Here is a 19,455-nt window from a genome sequence, read left to right as displayed (position 1 = left end):
ACGCCGGGGTTCTCCCCGGCGTTTCGCATTTCGCGAGGCGGCGGCCGCCGTCGATTTCGGCAACGTCCTAGACCGTAACGCGGCGTCGTCCGATGGTCATCGCGAGAACGGTGTGCGAGCCTTGTCAACGACCCGTAGAATTGACGTTCAAGGACCTTTGACCATGTGGATCGATACCCATTGCCATCTCGATGCGGCCGAGTTCGACGCCGACCGTGCGACCGTGATCGCCGACGCCGCTGCTGCCGGCGTGGTGGGGCTCGTGGTGCCCGCCGTCGAATGCGCAACGTTCGACGCGGCGCGGGCCGCGGCTCGCGCAATCCCCGGGGGCGCTTACGCGCTGGGGATTCATCCGCTCTACACGCCACGCGCGCGCGACGCGGACATCGCCACGTTGCGCCGTGCCGTCGCGCGGGCGATGGGCGATCCGCGCTTCGTCGGTATCGGCGAGATCGGTCTCGATTTCTTCGTGACGACGCTGGACCCCGAGCGTCAGCAATTCTTTTATGTCGAGCAGTTGAAGATCGCGCGCGACTTCGATTTGCCCGTCATCCTTCACGTGCGTCGCTCGCAGGATGCCTTGCTCAAGCAACTGCGCATCTTCACCCCGCGCGGCGGCATCGCGCACGCGTTCAACGGCAGCCGGCAGCAAGCAGACACGTTCGTCGAGCGTGGCTTCTGCCTGGGGTTTGGCGGGCAGATGACCTTCGAGCGCGCCCTGCAGATCCGGCGTCTCGCGTCGGATCTGCCGCTCGATGCGCTCGTGCTGGAGACCGACGCGCCCGATATTGCGCCGCAATGGCGCTACAAGCAGCGTAATAGCCCGGTCGAGTTGCCGCGCATTGCGCAAGTGCTGGCGGACCTGCGCGGGGTGACGACTGCAGCCCTGGCGCAGGCGACTTGCCGCAATGCTTGGCGCGTGCTGCCGCGTCTGGCTGGCGCCATGGCTATGGCGCCGGGCGACGGGCCGGTTACCGGCGTTTCTCTGATCGCCGACATCTCCGACGGCTTGGCGCGCTGACGCTGCGGCGTTGCGCGGTCGCGAATACATGACGTGGTGACGTCATGAGACTTGTGCTGCTTGCGTGGGTCGCCGGCGTCTGGTGGCTGCAGCAGGCGTCCGTGTTGCCTCAGGGGCGAGCGTTCGGTGCCGCGCTCGGCGTTGCCGCGGGCGTGTTTGCCCTGTGGGCGGTGTGGGCGATCCGGGGCGTCGTGGGGCGCGATCGCGGTGCTGCGCGCGCCAGCCTGACGACGCGGGACGGTGGCGCACGCTTCGCACGAAGCGGCGCGCACGCCGGCGAGCGCTGGCGTCACCGGAGCGTGGTGGCCGTACTGGCGCTTTGCGCGGGTGTTTTCGGTTATTCGTGGGCAGCGCTTCGGGCGGAGGCGCGATTGAACGATCGGCTGCCCGTCGAACTGGAGGGGCGCGACTTGATGGTCGTCGGTGTCGTGGCCGGACTGCCTGCGCCGACGGATGATGGGCAGCGGTTCGCGTTCAATGCGGAGCGCGCGTACGTCTTGGACGAACGATGTGAGATGCCGGTGTCCGCGACGGTGCGCTCAATGTCGGATATGCGCGGCGATCGAAGCGACGCCGATACCCGCGCAGCGCTGTGCCGGGAGGTGCGCGTGCCGAAGGCCATTGAGTTGGTGTGGCCGGGGCGCTCGCGGTTCGGCGGCAAATGGGGCCCGGGTGGGGCGGTGGCGGGAAGTCCGCACGCGGGTGAGCGGTGGCGATTGCCGGTGCGGCTCAAAGCGCCGAGAGGTTTTGCGAATTGGCATGGGGCCGATGCCGAGTTGACGGCGCTGGTGCGCGGCATTCGCGCGACGGGATACGTGCGGGCGTTGAGCGGCAGAGGCGAAGCAACAAGGACAAAGGGCTCGGTTCGTCTGCAAGCCGAGACTGTGCCCGGGTATCGATTCGTAGCCTGGCGGGAACAGCTGCGCGACAAACTTCGTGCCGGACTCGGGCCGTCGGCGCGATACGGCGGTGTCTTGATCGCGCTGGCGCTGGGGGAGCGGGGGGATATCGCGGCCGACGACTGGCAGGTTTTTGCGGATACCGGTGTAAGTCACTTGCTGGCGATTTCCGGATTGCATGTGTCGCTCGTGGCGGGTGTGCTCGCGACACTGGTTGGCACGCTCTGGCGGCGCGCTTGCACACGGCGCTTCAGTTTGCCGCTATGGTGGCCTGCGCCCAAGGCGGCGGCCGTCTCCGGCCTGCTCGCGGCGGTGGCGTACGGGGCGGTGGCGGGGTGGGGCGTTCCGGTGCGGCGCGCCGTCGGCATGGTGGCGATTCTGGTGTTCGCCTTGCTCAATGGCCGTATGGCGGCGCCGTCGTACGTGCTGGCGTGGGCGTTGGCCACCGTCGTCGCGCTCGATCCGTGGGCCGTCGTGACGCCTGGCCTGTGGCTCTCGTTTGGCGCGGTCGCGGCACTGGTCCTGGGCGCTGGGCGAACGCAGACACTGCGGGCGGCACGTCGACGCGGCATCCCGGAGGGGGCGTGGTCGCCGTCAACAGCGAGCACGAGGGGGCACGCGTTGGCGGATGTGCGTCGACCAGGTGAATCTCAGGACGTTCGGCGTCACGGCGGCGACCGTCAGGGCGATGAGCGTCGGGCGGGCGACTGTCGGGGTTGGGATGGGAGGCGTCAGGCAGGCAAACGTCGTGGCGCTGACCGTCAGGACGCTGACCCTCAGGAGGGCGCGATCCGCCGCTGGCCAGCGGCGGCCCTGGCCCGTCTGGGGCCTGCGGCGCGGGCACAATATGCGGTCACGATAGGACTGGTGCCATTGACGTTGGCATGGTTCGGGTCGGTGCCACTGCTTGGGCCGCTGGCCAATGCGATTGCCATACCGGTGATGACGTTGATCGTGACACCGCTGGCGTTGGCGAGCCTGATGCTGCCCGCGACGATGGCCCATTGGGCGTTGGCGGTAGCGCACGCGGTGGTCGTCTGGCTGGCCGATTGGCTTGGCATGCTGGCAGCGTGGCCCTGGGCGGTGTGGCGAGCGGCCGTTGCGCCGGCCTGGGCGCAGGCGGCCGCTGTCGGCGGCGTGCTGCTCTGTCTGATGCCTTGGCCGGCCGCGATGCGTCGGCTGAGGGTGTGGCGCGTTGGTGTGCGTATTGCCGGTTTCGCGTTGCTGGGGCCGGCGTTGCTCGCGTCGTCGCCGCGGCCGGGCACCGGAGAGTTTCGGGTCACCCTGCTCGATATCGGGCAGGGCAACGCGGTGCTCGTCGAGACCGCGTCGCGTACGCTTTTGTTCGACGCCGGGCCGCCGCTGGGGCGACACAGCGATGCCGGGCGCCGCGTGATCGTTCCCTATCTGCGCGCGCACGGCATCCGGCGGCTGGATCGGCTCGTGATCAGCCACGCGCATGACGATCATTTCGGCGGCGCACTGAGCGTGCTGCGGGCGTATCCGTCGGCGCAAGTACTGTCGTCGCTGCCGGCGACGCATGGCGTGCGAAGCGCCGCAGCGGCTCATCGCACTTGCCTGGCTGGGCAGCAATGGATGTGGGACGGCGTCACGTTTCGCTTCCTGCACCCTGATAAAGGGGCGTTGCGCGAGGGCTGGGCGGGGCGCGTGGGACCGAACAGCGTCAGTTGTGTGCTGCGCGTATCGAACGCCCAGCACAGTGCGCTGCTCGCGGCGGATGCCGAAGCGCCGCAGGAGCGGGCCATGCTGGCACGCTTCGGTGCCGGTTTGCGTTCGGACGTCCTATTGGCACCGCATCACGGCAGCCTGACGTCGTCGACGGCCGTGTTCATCGAGGCCGTATCGCCAGCCCATGTGGTGTTTCAGGCGGGCTACCGCAATCGCTTCGGACATCCTAGGCCCGAGGTCGTGGCCCGTTATCAGGCCGCCGGCGTGCGGATTTGGCAGAGCGTGACGCACGGGGGCGTCCGGTTTTCGTTCACGAAGGACGGGATCGAGGCGCAGTCTTACCGCGAGCAATATCGGCGGTACTGGCACGCGGAAGTGCCGGATACGTCATGACATCGATGTCATGTGACCGGCCGACAAGGGCATTCTGCCGTTTCACCACGTGCTCACGGGGTGTGTCCGGGCGTCGCGATTCGACGGAAACCTCTACCGGTACTTCACGAGCGGTTCGCTAGAATGGCCCGATGCGCCGGATTGCGCTCCGCTCGTGCATGCACCGGCTGGGCCTGACCCACACAGTGATTCCCGTCGATCGGCACCGATTGCCGCAGGCTGCCGTCCCTGGTGTTCAGTGGCCGCCGGGCGGCCCATTTCAGCACATTTCGCCCAAGGCCGGCCCGCCACGACAACGAATGCCATGACAAGAGACATCCTTCATTTTTCGCACGGCAACGGCTTTCCCGCTGGCGTCTATCGCAAGCTACTGGGCGCGCTGGCCGACGAATACGACGTTCGCGCCATCGACCGCATCGGTCACGACCCGCACTATCCCGTCACGCCGGGCTGGCGCTATCTGCGCAACGAACTGGTCGACACCCTCATGCGCGAATACCGCGGTGAGCCGGTCTGGCTCGTCGGACATTCGCTCGGCGGCTTCCTGAGCTTGATGGCCGCGCTCAAGGCACCGCAGTGCGTGCGCGGGGTGGTCATGATCGATTCGCCCATCGTTACGCCCGGCTGGCGCACGCAGATGCTCCGCTTGGGCATGCTCACCGGACTGTACGAGCGAATGTCGCCTGCGGGCGTGACCAAGCGGCGTCGCGATCACTGGCCCGACTGGGAAACGGCCTGGCAGCATTTCGCGAGCAAGCCGGTGTTCGCCGGCTGGGATTCGGACGTGCTGCGTGACTACATCGACTGCGGCACGATGCCGACCGGCGAGGGCGAGGCACGGCGCCTGGCGTTTGCGCGCGACATCGAATATCGGATCTATCTGACGCTGCCGCCGCTGCTCGCCGTGCGTGCGATGCGTGGCGTGCCGGTGCCGGTCGGCTTTCTCGCGGGCACGGAGTCACGCGAGCTACGGCAAGCCGGGATCGGGGCGACGCGTCGTATCGTCGGCACCCATCTGCGTTACGTGCAGGGCACCCACCTATTTCCGATGGAGCGTCCGTTGGAGACGGCCGTCGCCGTGCGCGACATGCTCGCGGAACTGCGCGGTGAGCGCCGGCGTTCGCTGGCCGCCTGAGACACACGGACGGGGCTTGCGTCGCGGGGTGTCCGATCCGGGCGCCTGCTTGCCGGGCGCGAGGGATACGCCGGTCGTGCGGAGCGGCGCGCAGGGCGCCTGTCAAGGTCAAAATTTGCCGCGCCGCACGTCGAGGGCGGGGCCGCTTTCGGGTATAATCCGGCTTTCCCGCGAGCAATTACTGCGATGACCAAATTTGTTTTTGTCACGGGCGGCGTGGTTTCCTCTCTTGGTAAGGGAATTGCTGCCGCATCTCTGGCCGCGATTCTCGAATCGCGTGGCCTCAAAGTCACCCTCCTCAAGCTTGATCCCTACATCAACGTCGACCCGGGCACGATGAGCCCGTTTCAGCACGGCGAGGTGTTTGTCACCGAGGACGGTGCGGAAACCGACCTCGATCTGGGCCATTATGAGCGCTTCATCAGCGCCAAGATGCGTCGTGCGAACAACTTCACGACGGGCCAGATCTACGAATCGGTGATCCGTAAGGAGCGCCGTGGCGAGTATCTCGGCAAGACCGTTCAGGTCATTCCGCACATCACCAACGAAATTCAGGCTTTCGTCGAGCGCGGTGCGCGTTCGACGTGGGACGGCCATCCCGACGTCGCCATCGTAGAAATCGGCGGCACGGTCGGCGATATCGAATCGCTGCCGTTCCTCGAAGCCGCGCGTCAGATGAACCTGCGCCTGGGCCGCAACAGCGTGGCCTTCGTGCACCTGACGCTCGTGCCGTACATTGCGACGGCTGGCGAACTGAAGACCAAGCCGACGCAACACAGTGTGCAGAAGCTGCGCGAGATCGGCATTTCGCCGGACGTGCTGCTGTGCCGTGCCGACCGTCAGATTCCGGAAGACGAGTGCGCCAAGATTTCGCTGTTCGCGAACATTCCGCAGGACGCCGTGATTTCGGTCTGGGACGTCGACACGATCTACAAGATCCCGCAGATGCTCCATGACCAGGGCATGGACAAGATCATCTGCGACGAACTGAAGATCGAAGCCAAGCCGGCCGACCTGTCCATGTGGACGCATCTGGTGCAAGCCGTCGAGAACCCGAAGCACGAGGTCACTGTCGGTATGGTCGGCAAGTACGTCGATTTGACCGAGTCGTACAAGTCGCTTATCGAAGCGCTGCGTCACGCCTCGATCCACACGGAAACGCGTGTGAACATCGAGTACATCGATTCGGAACAAATCGAGAAGGACGGCACGGACGCGCTCAAACATCTGGACGCCATTCTCGTGCCGGGCGGTTTCGGCCGACGCGGTACCGAAGGCAAGATCAAGGCGATTCGTTATGCACGTGAGAACCGCGTGCCGTATCTCGGCATCTGCCTGGGTATGCAGCTCGCCGTGATCGAATTCGCGCGTGACGTGGCCAAGCTGTCCGACGCCAACAGCACGGAATTCGAGCCGTCGACGCCGCATCCGGTCGTCGCCCTCATCACCGAGTGGCAGGACCGCGATGGCAAGATCGAGCAGCGTACCGAAAATTCGGATCTGGGCGGCACCATGCGCCTGGGCTCGCAGCGCGTGCCCGTCAAGACGGAAACGCTCGCGTCGCGCATCTATGGCGATTCGGTCAATGAGCGTCACCGCCACCGTTACGAAGTCAACAATCATTATGTTCCGCAGCTCGAAGCCGCCGGTCTGGTGATCTCGGCGCGCACGCCGAGCGAGAACCTGCCGGAGATGATGGAGTTGCCGCAGCAGGTGCACCCGTGGTTTGTGGGCGTTCAGTTCCACCCCGAGTTCACCTCGACGCCGCGCGATGGCCATCCGCTGTTCAAGGCGTATGTCGAGGCGGCGCTGGCGGGTCAGCAGTCGCGCAAGAAGGCCGCCTGAGGCCCCGCCCGCCGCGAGCGAGACATAAGGAGTTCTCATGAAACTGTGCGGTTTCGAGGTTGGCCTGGACCAGCCGTTTTTCCTGATCGCGGGTACCTGCGTCGTCGAATCGGAGCAAATGACGATCGACGTCGCGGGACAGCTCAAGGAAATAACGAGCGCGCTGGGCATTCCGTTCATTTACAAGTCGTCGTTCGACAAGGCGAATCGCAGCTCCGGCAAGTCGTTTCGCGGCCCTGGGCGCGAGGCGGGCCTGAAGATCCTCGAGGAAGTGCGCCGCCAACTCGGCGTGCCGGTGCTCACCGACGTGCATACCGAGGAGGATGTGGCCGTGGCCGCGCCTATCGTCGATGTGCTGCAAACGCCGGCGTTCCTGTGCCGCCAGACCGATTTCATTCGTGCTTGCGCCCAGTCGGGCAAGCCGGTGAACATCAAGAAGGGGCAGTTTCTTGCCCCGCACGACATGATCAACGTCATCGACAAGGCCCGCGACGCCGCGCGCGAGGCCGGCCTGCCCGATGACGTGTTCATGGCTTGCGAGCGTGGCGTTTCGTTTGGCTATAACAATCTGGTCTCGGACATGCGCTCGTTGGCGATCATGCGCGAGACCCGGGCGCCGGTTGTTTTCGACGCGACGCACTCGGTGCAGTTGCCCGGCGGCCAGGGCACCAGCTCGGGCGGTCAGCGCGAGTTCGTGCCGGTCCTCTCGCGTGCCGCCGTGGCCGTGGGCGTGTCGGGCCTGTTCATGGAGACGCACCCGGATCCGGCCTGTGCGCTTTCGGACGGCCCCAACGCCGTGCCGCTCGGGCGCATGCGCGAACTGCTCACCACGCTCAAGACGATCGATGCGGCGGTGAAGCAGGGCGAGTTCCTGGAAAATAATTTCAATTGAAATGAGACACGCCGTCCTGGGGCCACTATCAGCACGCCCACAGGACGGGTATAGCGCTCGGATGCCTTGGCAGCGTGGCGTCGAGTCGTTAAGCTTGTCGCGCAGCGGTCGTCGGAAGTCGCCGCGAGGGCAAGCCCACAAGGAGATGCCCGCGTGCGGTACGCCGAGCGCACCGTCGACATCGATGTCATCCCGCAGGCCGCCGTACCTTATTTCGAGGTGCCGTTGTTTCCCCGTCCATGCAGTACCCCGTCGTTGCGCGCTTGAGCGCCGCACCGGCGTCCACGTCAGGGTTCGGCGCGAGCGCCCGACGTGAACAGGGCAGGTGACGGGCCGCGGCGCGAAGCAGGTTCCCTTTAGCGTTTTTGTCATACAGATACCGAGGAATACATGAGTGCAATCGTAGATATCATCGGGCGCGAAGTGCTGGACTCGCGCGGCAACCCGACGGTCGAGTGCGACGTGCTGCTGGAGTCGGGCGTGATGGGCCGTGCGGCAGTGCCGTCGGGCGCATCGACCGGTTCGCGCGAAGCGATCGAATTGCGTGATGGCGACAAGGGTCGCTATCTCGGCAAGGGGGTGCAGAAGGCAGTCGAGCACATCAATACCGAGATTTCGGAAGCGATCATGGGTCTGGATGCGGCGGAACAAGCCTTCCTGGACAAGACGCTGATCGAACTCGACGGCACGGACAACAAGTCGCGCCTCGGTGCAAACGCCATGCTGGCCGTGTCGATGGCCGTGGCCAAGGCCGCGGCGGAAGAAGCCGGCCTGCCGCTGTACCGCTACTTCGGCGGTTCGGGCGCCATGCAAATGCCGGTGCCGATGATGAACATCGTCAACGGCGGCGCGCACGCCAACAACAGCCTGGACATCCAGGAATTCATGGTGATGCCCGTGGGCCAGTCGAGCTTCCGCGAAGCCCTGCGTTGCGGCGCCGAAATCTTCCACGCGCTGAAGAAACTCATCGCCGAGAAGGGGATGAGCACGGCCGTGGGCGACGAAGGCGGCTTCGCACCGAACTTCGCGTCGAACGAAGAGTGCCTGACGACCATTCAGCAGGCGGTTGAGAACGCCGGCTACCGCATGGGCGACGACGTGCTCCTGGCGCTGGACTGCGCCTCGACCGAATTCTTCAAGAATGGCAAGTACGAGCTGGCTGGCGAAGGCCTGTCGCTGACCTCGGAAGCGTTCGCCGACTACCTCGCCAACCTGTGCGACAAGTTCCCGATCGTGTCGATCGAAGACGGCATGTCGGAAGACGACTGGGCCGGCTGGAAGGTCCTGACCGAAAAGCTCGGCCACAAGGTGCAACTGGTCGGTGACGATCTGTTCGTGACCAACACCAAGATCCTGAAGCAAGGCATCGAGCAGGGCGTCGCCAACTCGATCCTCATCAAGATCAATCAGATCGGTACGCTCACCGAAACGTTCGCCGCCATCGAAATGGCCAAGCGCGCCGGCTACACGGCCGTCGTGTCGCACCGTTCGGGCGAAACCGAAGACTCGACGATTGCCGACATCGCCGTTGGCACGAACGCGGGCCAGATCAAGACGGGCTCGCTCTCGCGCAGCGATCGTATCGCCAAGTACAACCAGCTTCTGCGCATCGAAGAGGATCTCGGCGATATCGCCTCGTATCCGGGCAAGGAAGCGTTCTACAATCTGCGCTAATTCCGTTTCCCGGGAGGTTGCGCCCCGACGGCTGTCGAGGCGCGCTTCTCGGCATTCTTGCCAGGCGAAAGCATGCGAATGGTGACCTTGCTGCTGGTGCTGCTGCTGGCGGTGATCCAGTATCCGCTCTGGTTCGGCCACGGTGGTTGGCTTTACGTGCACGAACTGCGCGACGAGTTGAGCGCCGAACAGCAGAAGAACGAGCAGTTGAAAGAACGTAACGATCGTCTTGCCGGCGAAGTGCAGGATCTGCAGGACGGCACGTCGGCGATCGAGGAGCGCGCGCGTTTCGAGCTGGGTATGGTCAAGGACGGCGAAGTGTTCGTTCAGTTCGTGGCGCCGGACGGCTCGGGCGGTCCGCAGGCCGCTTCCGCCGCGGCTGCTCCACTGGTCTCGTCGACCGAGCCGGCACACAAGTCGGTCGCGGCGGCGCCGCCGGCACCGCCGACTTCGTCCCCAGCAAAGCGCGGGGCGCAGGCGGCGCACAAGGCTCAGCATCACTGATGCGTCGCCGGTACGGCGCGCAGACAGTACGACAAAATGGCGTTCCCATGGGAACGCCATTTTTTATGTCATCTCGCGGTGCCGCCCACTAGAAGCCGATGCCAACACCCACCGATGCGCGTGGGCCATATCCGCCATATCCGCCCGGTCCGTACCATCCAGGTCCGTACCATCCCGGCCCATACCACGCAGGGCCACCCCAACCACCGTAGAAATACGCGTTGTTGGCGTTGCTGCGCAGCGCAGCCTCGATGGCGCGCTGTGCGCGTTCGTGTTCGATGGTCGCTTCCTGCTCGTCGTAGATGCGCTTGTTCAAGCGTGTCAGGTCCTGCTTCTGGGCATCGGTCATTGCCGGGATGTCTTGCGTCTGCGGCAGACGTGCCGCAGGCGCGTCGGGCGGTGGCAGTTGCGCACAGCCTGCGGCGAGCATCAGGAGCAGCGCGCCGAGGACACCGAGGGCGCCGACGACAAGCCGAGGGGGGCGTTCACGCGTGGAGCGTGTAGCGCTGGCGTTGAACGCGAGTCGCGGCATGAGCGATGCGCCGAGCGAGCTAGCGGGGTGGCGAGCCGAACGACCGCACGCCACATCCTGCATGCGGTGTCTGGTGAGGTCGGTCCGGCGCATGCCCGCGATCTCCGCGTCGCTCAATGTTGCGCGGACGGCGCGGCGTGCAGTTGCTCCGTAAAGAGCTGCGCCGCATCCACCTTGTCGAAACGATAGGTCTGGCGGCAGAACTCACACGCCACTTCAAGATCGGGACGCTCGTCGAATACGCTCATGACTTCTGCTTCGCCGAGCGTGCGCAGCATGTTGGTGACCCGCTCGTGCGAGCACGTGCAGCGAAACGCCGTGACCGCCGGCTCGAACACGCGCACCGTTTCTTCCCAAAACAAGCGCTGCAACAGCGTTTCCCGATCGACGCTCAGCATTTCGTCTCGCTTGAGCGTATTGCCGAGCTGGCAGACGCGATTCCACATGTCCTCGTCCTGCTCGGGCGCACGCTCGGCACCGGTGCCGGCCGTGCCGCCATGGCCGGGCAGCTTCTGCAGCAGCATGCCCACTGCGTGGCGGTCGTCCGACGCGAGCCACAGGCGTGTGTCGAGCTGCTCCGAATGATGCATGTAGTGTTCGAGCACCGACGCCAGATCGGGCAAGGGGCCGTGCTCATCCGACAGCGGCACCACGCCCTGGTAAGGCTGTTGGCCCGGTTGCTTCACGCGCGGGTCGAGCGTAATGGCGAAGCGTGCGCGGCCGTCGACGTTCACGAGCGCTTTGAGGGTCGCGTCGTCGGGGATCTCGCCGCTGTACTTTGCCGTGGCGCGCATCGTCAGGTCGGCGTTGCATTCGACGACGATCATGGCGACCGGTCCATCGCCGTGCAGTTGCAGGATCAGGGCGCCGTCGAATTTGACGTTGGCCGTGAGCAGCGCGGCCGCGGCCATCATTTCACCGAGCAGATGACGTACCGGCGCCGGGTAGTCGTGACGCTCGAGCACGGCGCGCCACGTCGCGTCGAGGCTGACGTATTCGCCGCGCACCGGGGCGGCGTCGAACATGAATTTCTGAAGTTGATCGGACACGGTTGAATTCCTGAAAAATGCGGCAACGGCGGTTGTCGTGGCGGGCCGCGTTGCGCGGTAACGACCGCGCAGATACGCGCCGGATGCTGCACGAACGCCGGTGGTTGGCGCGTCAATACTGCGTAATCTGGGGGCGCGTACCGCATTTTCAACACGCCGGCGGGGCGATCAGCCGATGCGCACCAACTGTTCCTTGAAGACCTGACGGCGTGCCGCATAGCCCTCGGCGTTGCGCTTGAGGTTCGCGACTTCCTCGTCGGTCAGTTCGCGCACGACCTTGGCGGGCACACCCAGAATCAGGGAGCGGTCAGGGAACGTCTTGCGCTCGGTGACCAGCGCGCCCGCACCGACCAGACAGTCGCGGCCGATGACCGCGCCATTGAGCAGCACCGCCTGAATGCCGATGAGCGAGTTTTCGCCCACAGAGCAGCCGTGCAGCATCGCCTGATGGCCGATACTCACGCCGCTGGCCAGCGTGAGCGGGTACCCCGGATCGGCATGCAGAACGGCACCTTCCTGCACGTTGGTCCCCACGCCGACCTTGATCGGCTCGTTGTCGCCGCGAATCGCGACCCCCGGCCACACGCTGCTGTTCTCGGCGAGGATCACGTCTCCGATGATGCTGGCGGTGTCGGCCACGAAAGCACTCTCGTGGATCTGGGGGGTCTTGTCTCCAAGTTTGTAGATCGGCATGGCGGCTTCGGTTCGCGGTTAAAATCGATGAATTAGCTATTGTAACGTCATGACCGATTTCACTCCCGCGCCCAGCGGCGGTGCCGCGCGCAACGCCGACCCCGGCCATTCCAGCGAAGCTTGCCCGTCCGGCAACGCGCATCCCGGATTCGCCGGTGCGTTGTGTGCCCGCGAGCACACGCTTGCGCTCCTGCGCCTGTGCGATCCGTATGAGAAGGCGCACGGCGTGACGGCACTTCGCGACGCAGTGCGAGACGGCCGCGCGCGCTGGCACCCCGAGCGTTGCTTCGAGGTGGCCGGGCCGGCGACGCCGACGCGCGCGGGGGAGGCCGGCATTCCCGGTCGTCCCGCCGCGCCTCGGCTGGTGTCGCCGCGCGAGTTGAAGCACCGCGCCGCGACGTCCGTCGAGGGCCGCGCCGCCTTGCTGCACGCGCTCACCCACATCGAATTCAACGCGATCAATCTTGCGCTCGACGCCCTGTGGCGCTTCGACGGCCTGCCCACCGATTATTACGATGACTGGCTTCAGGTCGCGGCGGAGGAGGCATATCACTTCTCTCTGCTTGCCCAGCACTTGAACACGCTCGGTGAGCCTTACCGCTACGGCTATTTCCCGGCGCACGACGGCTTATGGGAGATGGCGCGCAGGACGTCGGGCGACTGGCTCGCTCGCCTCGCGCTGGTGCCACGCACCCTGGAGGCGCGCGGGCTCGACGCCAGCCCACCGATCAAGGCCAAGCTGGCGAGCGCGGGCGATGCCGCCGGGGCCGCCATTCTCGATATCATCCTGCGCGACGAGATCGGGCATGTCGCCATCGGGAACCGTTGGTATCGCTGGGGCTGCGAGCGCGCCGGATGCGATCCCATCGAGACCTATGCCCGGCTCGCGGCGCAATACGGTGCGCCGCGTCTGCGCGGGCCGTTCAACCTGGAGGCCCGCCGGGCGGCGGGCTTCGACGACGACGAACTGGCTGCGCTGCAGGCGCTCGCGTAACGGCGCGGCCGATTCGTCATTTTTGACGCTGATAGACTCGGCGTTCCTCAATCGTTTCGATCTTCACTTTCTGCTTGCGCCATGACCGATTCGCGATCCGAATTTCTGACGGTGCGCGGCCTGCGCCACCATGTCCGGCAGTGGGGCACGCCCGGCGCGCCGAAGCTGTTCGCGCTGCACGGCTGGATGGACGTGTCGGCGTCGTTCCATTTCGTCGCGCAAACGCTGGCGCAGCGCTGGCATGTGCTCGCCCCGGACTGGCGCGGCTTCGGCCTTACCGACTGGCCGGTGGCGCAAGGCCGCTGCGGCAGCTACTGGTTTCCAGACTACCTCGCCGATCTCGACGCCCTGCTCGACGTCTACACGGAGCCCGGCGAAGCGGTCCGCCTGATTGGCCACAGCATGGGCGGCAACGTCGCGTGTCTGTATGCCGGGGTGCGGCCCTCGCGGGTTCGGCGTCTCGTGAATCTGGAGGGCTTCGGTCTGCCGCCGTCGCAGCCGATCGCGGCGATCCGTCAGCTCGGCCGTTGGCTCGACGATTTGCGGCATGCGCCGACGTTGCGTCCTTATGCCACGCTCGACGCGGTGGTGGCGCGGCTGCGCAAGACCAATCCGCGCCTCACGCAGGCGCGGGCGGACTGGCTGGCACAACGATGGGCACGCCAGGACGCCGACGGACAATGGCATTTGCTTGCCGATGCGGCGCACAAGGTCGCCAATCCGTACCCGTACCGGCTCGATGAAGCGATGGCGGTATGGGGCAACGTGAGCGCGCCCGTCCTGCATGTGGAAGCCACGGACTCGGACGTGCTGCGACATTTCGTCGGGGCGCAGGGGACGGCGGCGTTCCGGGAGCGCTTCGAGGTCTTTCCGAATTTGACGGAGGCTTTCGTGGGGGATACCGGTCATATGCTGCATCACGACCAACCCGACGTCGTGGCCCGGTTGATTGACGACTTCTGCCGGGAGTGAGGCCGCGGGTCACTCGCGCCGCGGGCACTTGAGCGGTAGAATGAGGGCGTCACAACCACGTCATACGGCGGTGCCGGGCGGACGCAATATGTCACCCCCCCGGCGGCTCATCATGCTTAATGCGGATCTTCATTGTCATTCCCGAGTGTCCGACGGCACGCTGGCGCCGTCCGAGGTGGCGCAGGTGGCGTTTGAGGCCGGTGTCGACCTCTGGTCGCTGACCGACCACGACGAGATCGGTGGCCAGCGCGAAGCGCGCGCGGCGGCCGAAGCGCTCGGCATGGGGTACGTGAGCGGTGTGGAGATCTCCATTACGTGGGCGAACCGCACGGTGCATATCGTCGGGCTGAATCTCGATCCCGATAATCCCGCGCTGATCGATGGACTGGCGGCCACGCGCGGTGGCCGGGCGTTGCGAGCCCAGCAGATGAGCGAGCAATTGGCGGCCGCGGGCATTCCGCATGCGTACGAGGGGGCGCTGCGTTTCGTCGGGAATCCCGATCTGATTTCGCGTACGCACTTCGCCCGATATCTCGTGGCAATCGGCAAATGCACGTCGGTTTCCGATGTGTTCTCGAAATATCTCGCGGAGGGGCGGCCGGGTTATGTGCCGCACCGCTGGGCCACGCTGGAGAATGCCGTGAGCTGGATCCGCGGGGCGGGGGGCATTGCCGTTGTGGCACACCCGGGACGCTACAAATTCACGCCGCTCGAGTTCGGGGTACTGTTCGATCAGTTCCGCGAACTGGGCGGAGAGGCCATCGAAGTGGTGACCGGCAGCCATACGCCGGATCAGTACCGCGAGTATGCCGACGTCGCACGCCGCTACGATTTTCTGGCGTCGCGTGGCTCGGATTTCCATGGACCGACCGAGAGCCGTGCGCTGCTCGGCAAGCTGCCTGCGCTGCCCGACGATCTCACCCCGGTCTGGAGCCGCTGGCAGTAACTTTTCGACGCTATGTCGCAATTCTTCCAGATCCATCCGGAAAATCCTCAGTCACGACTCATCAAGCAGGCCGCCCAGATCATCGATAAGGGCGGCATCGTGGCGTTGCCGACCGACTCCAGCTACGCGATCGCCTGTCATATCGACGACCGGCAGGCCGTCGAACGCCTGCGTCGTATTCGCGGTCTCGACGACAAGCAACTGCTCTCGCTCCTGGTCCGCGATCTGTCGGAGCTGGCCGAGTTCGCCATGGTGGATAACCGGCAATACCGGTTGATCAAGGCGACGACGCCGGGGCCCTACGTGTTCATTCTCGAAGCGACGAAGGAGGTGCCGCGCCGGCTCTCGCATCCTTCGCGAAAGACGATCGGTCTGCGGGTGCCGGATCATGCCATCACGCTGGCGCTGCTCGAGGCGCTGGGGCAGCCGTTGCTCGCCACCACCCTGATTCTGCCGGGCGAAAGCGAGCCGCTGAACGACCCCGACGAGATTCGTGAGCGCCTGGAAAAGCAACTGGATCTGGTGATCGACGGCGGGGCCTGTCCTAAAGAACCGTCCACGGTGGTCGACCTGACGGTGACGCCGCCCGAGGTGCTGCGTCGCGGTCGCGGCTCGCTGGCGCCGTTCGGCCTGTCGTGAACGGGCGCGTGTCGCCCGACTTGCAATACGCGGTAATACTGGCGCGCAGGTCGGCTTGCTACAATACGCGGCTATGAATGCAGACCTGATCCAGACCGTTGCGGTCTACGCGCTCCCCGTCCTCTTCGCGATTACGCTGCATGAGGCCGCGCACGGCTATGTCGCAAAGTATTTTGGCGACCCCACGGCCTATCTGATGGGGCGCGTGACGCTCAATCCCCTCAAGCACATTGATCCGATCGGCACGGTGCTCGTGCCGCTTGCCCTCTACTTCATGACGAGCGGGGCGTTTCTGTTCGGCTATGCCAAGCCAGTGCCTGTGGCGTTCGGCAGCCTGCGCAATCCGCGCGTCGATACGATCTGGGTGGCGCTGGCCGGTCCGTTGTGCAACTTCGTCCAGGCAATACTGTGGGCTGTGTTCGGTGTAGGGCTGCAAATCGCCGGCGTTCACGAGCCGTTCTTCATGATGATGGCGCAGGCCGGTCTCCTGGTGAACCTCGTGATGTGCATGTTCAACCTGTTTCCGGTACCGCCGCTCGATGGCGGCCGCGTGCTCGTGTCGCTGCTGCCGGCGCGCGCAGCCTATCGCCTCTCCCGCGTCGAGCCCTATGGGTTCTTCATCGTGATGGCCCTGGTGGTGAGCGGTGTGCTCGGCCGTGTCTGGCTGTGGCCGCTGATTCAGTGGGGGCGTGACTTCATCGTCTGGATGCTCACGCCGCTGTTGTCGCTGATTTCCTGAAGTTTTTGCAGAATATAACGAGACCATGTATCCCGAACGCGTTTTCTCCGGCATGCGACCGACCGGTCGTCTCCACCTCGGCCATTATCATGGCGTGCTCAAGAACTGGATTCAGCTTCAGTCGGAATACCCGTGCTACTTCTGTGTGGTCGACTGGCACGCGCTCACCACGCACTACGAGACGCCGGAAGTCATCGAACAGAACGTATGGGACGTGCTGATCGACTGGCTTGCCGCAGGGATCGATCCGAATCAGGCCACGCTCTTCATCCAGAGCAAGGTGCCCGAGCATGCCGAGCTGGCGCTGCTCATCGGCATGAGCACGCCGCTGGGCTGGCTCGAGCGCGTGCCGACGTACAAGGAACAGATCGAGAAGCTCAGGGAGAAGGATCTCTCGACATACGGCTTCCTCGGGTATCCGGTGCTGATGGCGGCCGACATTCTGCTCTACCGCGCGCTGCACGTGCCGGTGGGGGAGGACCAGGTGCCGCACGTCGAAATGACGCGCGAAATTGCGCGCCGCTTCAACTATCTCTACGGCCGTGAAACCGGCTTCGAGGAAAAGGCGCTGGCCGCCGCACGCAAGCTCGGCGGCAAGCGCGCGAAGCTGTATCTCGAGCTCCGTACGGCGTACCAGGAGCAGGGCGACGACGAAGCGCTGGAACAGGCACGCGCGATGCTCTCCGAGTCGCAGTCGCTGTCCATGGGCGACCGCGAGCGACTCTTCGGCTATCTCGAAGGCGCACGCAAGCTGATTCTGGTCGAGCCGCAGGCGTTGCTCACGCCGGCGTCGCGCATGCCGGGACTCGACGGTCAGAAGATGTCGAAGTCGTATAACAACACCATTGGCTTGCGCGAAGACGCGGAATCGATCACCAAGAAGGTGCGCACAATGCCGACCGATCCCGCGCGCGTGCGTCGAACCGATCCGGGCGACCCGGAGAAGTGTCCGGTGTGGCAACTGCATCAGGTCTATTGCGACAGCGACACGCGCGACTGGGTGCAGAAGGGCTGCCGCAGCGCAGGGATCGGGTGTATCGAGTGCAAGCAGCCGGTCATCGAAGGCATTCTGCGCGAGCAGCAACCGATGCTCGAACGCGCCCAGAAGTACGTCGACGATCCGTCGCTGCTGCGCGCCATCGTGGCCGATGGATGTGAGAAGGCGCGACGGTCCGCGCAGGAGATCATGCGCGACGTGCGTGAAGCGATGGGGCTGCAATATTCATGACGAACGCGCTCGCTCCCGGCGTGTTGCACGGCGGTAGTGCGCACGGTACTGGCGCGCCGTCGCCGTGGCTGGTGCGCTGGGCGCATCTGATGCCGTCGGGCGGCCGCGCACTCGATCTGGCCTGCGGTCAAGGACGCCACGCGCGTTGGCTCGCGTCGCGCGGCATGCATGTCATCGCCGTGGATCGCGACGAGGCGGCGCTTGCCACGATGTCAATGCTGGCGAACGTGACGACGCTGACGGCCGACCTGGAAGGCGCGCCGTGGCCGTTGGCCGAGGGCGAGCGCTTCGATGCCGTCATCGTAACGAACTATTTGCATCGACCGCTCTTCTCGCGTATCGCGGCCAGTGTCGCGCCGGGCGGCGTGCTGATTTACGAAACCTTTGCGCAGGGAAACGAACGGTACGGAAAGCCGTCCAATCCGCAGTTTCTGTTGGCTCCCGGTGAATTGTTCGACGTGGCGCGCGAGGCCGGTTTGCGTGTGGCGGGGTTCGAGGATGTCACGTTGGCGGCGCCGCGTGCGGCGTGCGTGCAGCGCGTGTGCGCCACGCGTGCCGCCCCCGGGGAAAACCCCGGCAATGCCGCCCTGTACGAGCCGGCGGCGGAATCCGCTACAATCCACCCTTATCGCTGAATTGTTCGATCAACCATGACTACCCAAACTCCGATGCAAGGCAGTATCGTCGCGATCGTCACCCCGATGGCAGAGGACGGCAGCCTTGACCGTGAAGCACTGCGTAACCTGATCAACTGGCACGCCGACGAAGGCACCGACGGCATCGTGATCGTCGGCACGTCGGGCGAATCGCCGACGGTCAACGTCGAGGAGCACTGCGAACTCATCGAGATCGCCGTGCAGCAAGCCGCACAAGCCGGCGAGTCGCGCGGTCGCAAACTGCCGGTGATTGCCGGCACGGGCGGCAACTCGACGGCGGAAGCCATCGAACTTACGAAACATGCAAAGCAGGTGGGCGCCGACGCGTCGCTGCAGGTCGTGCCGTACTACAACAAGCCCACGCAGGAAGGCCAGTACCAGCACTTCCGCGCCATTGCCGAAGCCGTCGAGCTGCCGGTCATTCTTTATAATGTGCCCGGCCGCACCGTGGCGGATGCCAGCAACGACACGCTGCTGCGTCTGGCGCAAGTGCCTGGCATCGTTGGCGTGAAAGACGCCACGGGCAATCTGGATCGCGGCATCGACCTGATCCGGCGTGCCCCGAAGAGCTTCGCCGTGTACAGCGGCGACGACCTGACGGCTGTTGCGCTCATGCTCATGGGCGGTCAGGGTAATATCTCGGTCACTGCCAACGTGGCACCGCGTGCGATGCACGAGTTGTGCGTGGCTGCGCTGGCCGGCAATGTGGCCAAGGCGCGGGAACTGCAATTCCAGTTGTTCGAACTGCACCGCGCCATGTTCGTCGAAGCCAATCCGATCCCCGTGAAGTGGGCGCTGCAACAGATGGGCATGATCGCGTCGGGCATCCGCCTGCCGCTCACGCCGCTGGCGCAGCCTTACCACGACACGGTGCTTGGTGCCCTCAAGTCGGCCAACATCGCCGTTGTCTAACCGGTCGTTCCGGCACCCGGGTTCGATTGCCCACCCCTTTTTT

At 65.2% G+C, this 19,455-nt stretch carries 18 protein-coding genes; 15 read left to right on the top strand and 3 right to left on the bottom strand.

The window, feature by feature from the left end:
- Positions 1–163 precede the first annotated feature (163 nt).
- From PanNE5_RS21565 to ftsB, 7 genes are all read left to right on the top strand, one after another.
- Positions 164–1,021 (top strand): TatD family hydrolase, encoded by an 858-nt coding sequence (locus tag PanNE5_RS21565; RefSeq protein WP_261938781.1) that lies wholly within the window; start codon positions 164–166, stop codon positions 1,019–1,021.
- Between the two features lie 44 nt (positions 1,022–1,065).
- The gene (locus PanNE5_RS21560) at positions 1,066–4,002 is read left to right on the top strand and encodes a DNA internalization-related competence protein ComEC/Rec2 (protein ID WP_261938780.1); all 2,937 of its coding nucleotides are present in this window, start codon (positions 1,066–1,068) and stop codon (positions 4,000–4,002) included.
- A 304-nt stretch (positions 4,003–4,306) separates the two neighbouring features.
- The gene (locus PanNE5_RS21555; RefSeq protein ID WP_150563060.1) at positions 4,307–5,137 is read left to right on the top strand and encodes an alpha/beta fold hydrolase; all 831 of its coding nucleotides are present in this window, start codon (positions 4,307–4,309) and stop codon (positions 5,135–5,137) included.
- Between the two features lie 186 nt (positions 5,138–5,323).
- A complete protein-coding gene (locus PanNE5_RS21550; protein WP_261938779.1) occupies positions 5,324–6,982 on the top strand; it encodes a CTP synthase in 1,659 nt (552 codons plus the stop codon).
- Positions 6,983–7,019: 37 nt separating this feature from the next.
- Positions 7,020–7,874 (top strand): 3-deoxy-8-phosphooctulonate synthase, encoded by an 855-nt coding sequence (kdsA, locus tag PanNE5_RS21545; protein WP_261938778.1) that lies wholly within the window; start codon positions 7,020–7,022, stop codon positions 7,872–7,874.
- Positions 7,875–8,264: 390 nt separating this feature from the next.
- Positions 8,265–9,548 (top strand): phosphopyruvate hydratase, encoded by a 1,284-nt coding sequence (eno, locus tag PanNE5_RS21540; protein WP_017233777.1) that lies wholly within the window; start codon positions 8,265–8,267, stop codon positions 9,546–9,548.
- 72 nt (positions 9,549–9,620) lie between these two features.
- Positions 9,621–10,052, top strand: coding sequence for a cell division protein FtsB (gene ftsB, locus PanNE5_RS22995; protein ID WP_315973446.1), 432 nt, complete (start codon positions 9,621–9,623; stop codon positions 10,050–10,052).
- Positions 10,053–10,140: 88 nt separating this feature from the next.
- On the opposite strand, the gene PanNE5_RS21530 is transcribed toward ftsB, so the two are convergent.
- The 3 genes from PanNE5_RS21530 to PanNE5_RS21520 all read right to left on the bottom strand — a co-directional run bounded on the left by PanNE5_RS21530 (position 10,141) and on the right by PanNE5_RS21520 (position 12,326).
- Positions 10,141–10,677: a hypothetical protein gene (locus PanNE5_RS21530; protein ID WP_261938777.1), complete on the bottom strand. Its 537-nt coding sequence runs from the start codon at positions 10,675–10,677 to the stop codon at positions 10,141–10,143.
- Between the two features lie 20 nt (positions 10,678–10,697).
- Positions 10,698–11,633 (bottom strand): Hsp33 family molecular chaperone HslO, encoded by a 936-nt coding sequence (hslO, locus tag PanNE5_RS21525; RefSeq protein ID WP_017233774.1) that lies wholly within the window; start codon positions 11,631–11,633, stop codon positions 10,698–10,700.
- 168 nt (positions 11,634–11,801) lie between these two features.
- Entirely contained in the window at positions 11,802–12,326 is a 525-nt protein-coding gene (locus PanNE5_RS21520; protein ID WP_017233773.1) for a gamma carbonic anhydrase family protein, read from the bottom strand.
- Between the two features lie 49 nt (positions 12,327–12,375).
- On the opposite strand from PanNE5_RS21520, the gene PanNE5_RS21515 reads away from it, so the two are divergent.
- The 8 genes from PanNE5_RS21515 to dapA all read left to right on the top strand — a co-directional run bounded on the left by PanNE5_RS21515 (position 12,376) and on the right by dapA (position 19,412).
- Positions 12,376–13,320: a ferritin-like domain-containing protein gene (locus tag PanNE5_RS21515; protein ID WP_261938776.1), complete on the top strand. Its 945-nt coding sequence runs from the start codon at positions 12,376–12,378 to the stop codon at positions 13,318–13,320.
- 81 nt (positions 13,321–13,401) lie between these two features.
- Positions 13,402–14,292: an alpha/beta fold hydrolase gene (locus PanNE5_RS21510; RefSeq protein WP_261938775.1), complete on the top strand. Its 891-nt coding sequence runs from the start codon at positions 13,402–13,404 to the stop codon at positions 14,290–14,292.
- Positions 14,293–14,404: 112 nt separating this feature from the next.
- Positions 14,405–15,238: a 3',5'-nucleoside bisphosphate phosphatase gene (locus PanNE5_RS21505; protein ID WP_026131773.1), complete on the top strand. Its 834-nt coding sequence runs from the start codon at positions 14,405–14,407 to the stop codon at positions 15,236–15,238.
- Between the two features lie 12 nt (positions 15,239–15,250).
- Positions 15,251–15,877, top strand: coding sequence for an L-threonylcarbamoyladenylate synthase (locus tag PanNE5_RS21500; protein WP_017232995.1), 627 nt, complete (start codon positions 15,251–15,253; stop codon positions 15,875–15,877).
- A 73-nt stretch (positions 15,878–15,950) separates the two neighbouring features.
- A complete protein-coding gene (locus PanNE5_RS21495; RefSeq protein WP_017232996.1) occupies positions 15,951–16,616 on the top strand; it encodes a site-2 protease family protein in 666 nt (221 codons plus the stop codon).
- A 25-nt stretch (positions 16,617–16,641) separates the two neighbouring features.
- Complete coding sequence (locus tag PanNE5_RS21490) at positions 16,642–17,844, top strand: tryptophan--tRNA ligase (protein ID WP_017232997.1); 1,203 nt, start codon at positions 16,642–16,644, stop codon at positions 17,842–17,844.
- A complete protein-coding gene (locus PanNE5_RS21485) occupies positions 17,841–18,479 on the top strand; it encodes a class I SAM-dependent methyltransferase (protein ID WP_017232998.1) in 639 nt (212 codons plus the stop codon). Before PanNE5_RS21490 ends, PanNE5_RS21485 begins: the two co-directional genes overlap by 4 nt.
- Positions 18,480–18,494: 15 nt before the next feature.
- Positions 18,495–19,412: a 4-hydroxy-tetrahydrodipicolinate synthase gene (dapA, locus tag PanNE5_RS21480; protein WP_150551442.1), complete on the top strand. Its 918-nt coding sequence runs from the start codon at positions 18,495–18,497 to the stop codon at positions 19,410–19,412.
- Positions 19,413–19,455 lie beyond the last annotated feature (43 nt).

It is taken from the genome of Pandoraea sp. NE5 (assembly GCF_024363545.1).
Lineage (GTDB): Bacteria > Pseudomonadota > Gammaproteobacteria > Burkholderiales > Burkholderiaceae > Pandoraea > Pandoraea cepalis.
The sequence above is the reverse complement of the archived record's forward strand: the minus strand, read 5'-3'. Positions and strand labels throughout refer to the sequence as shown.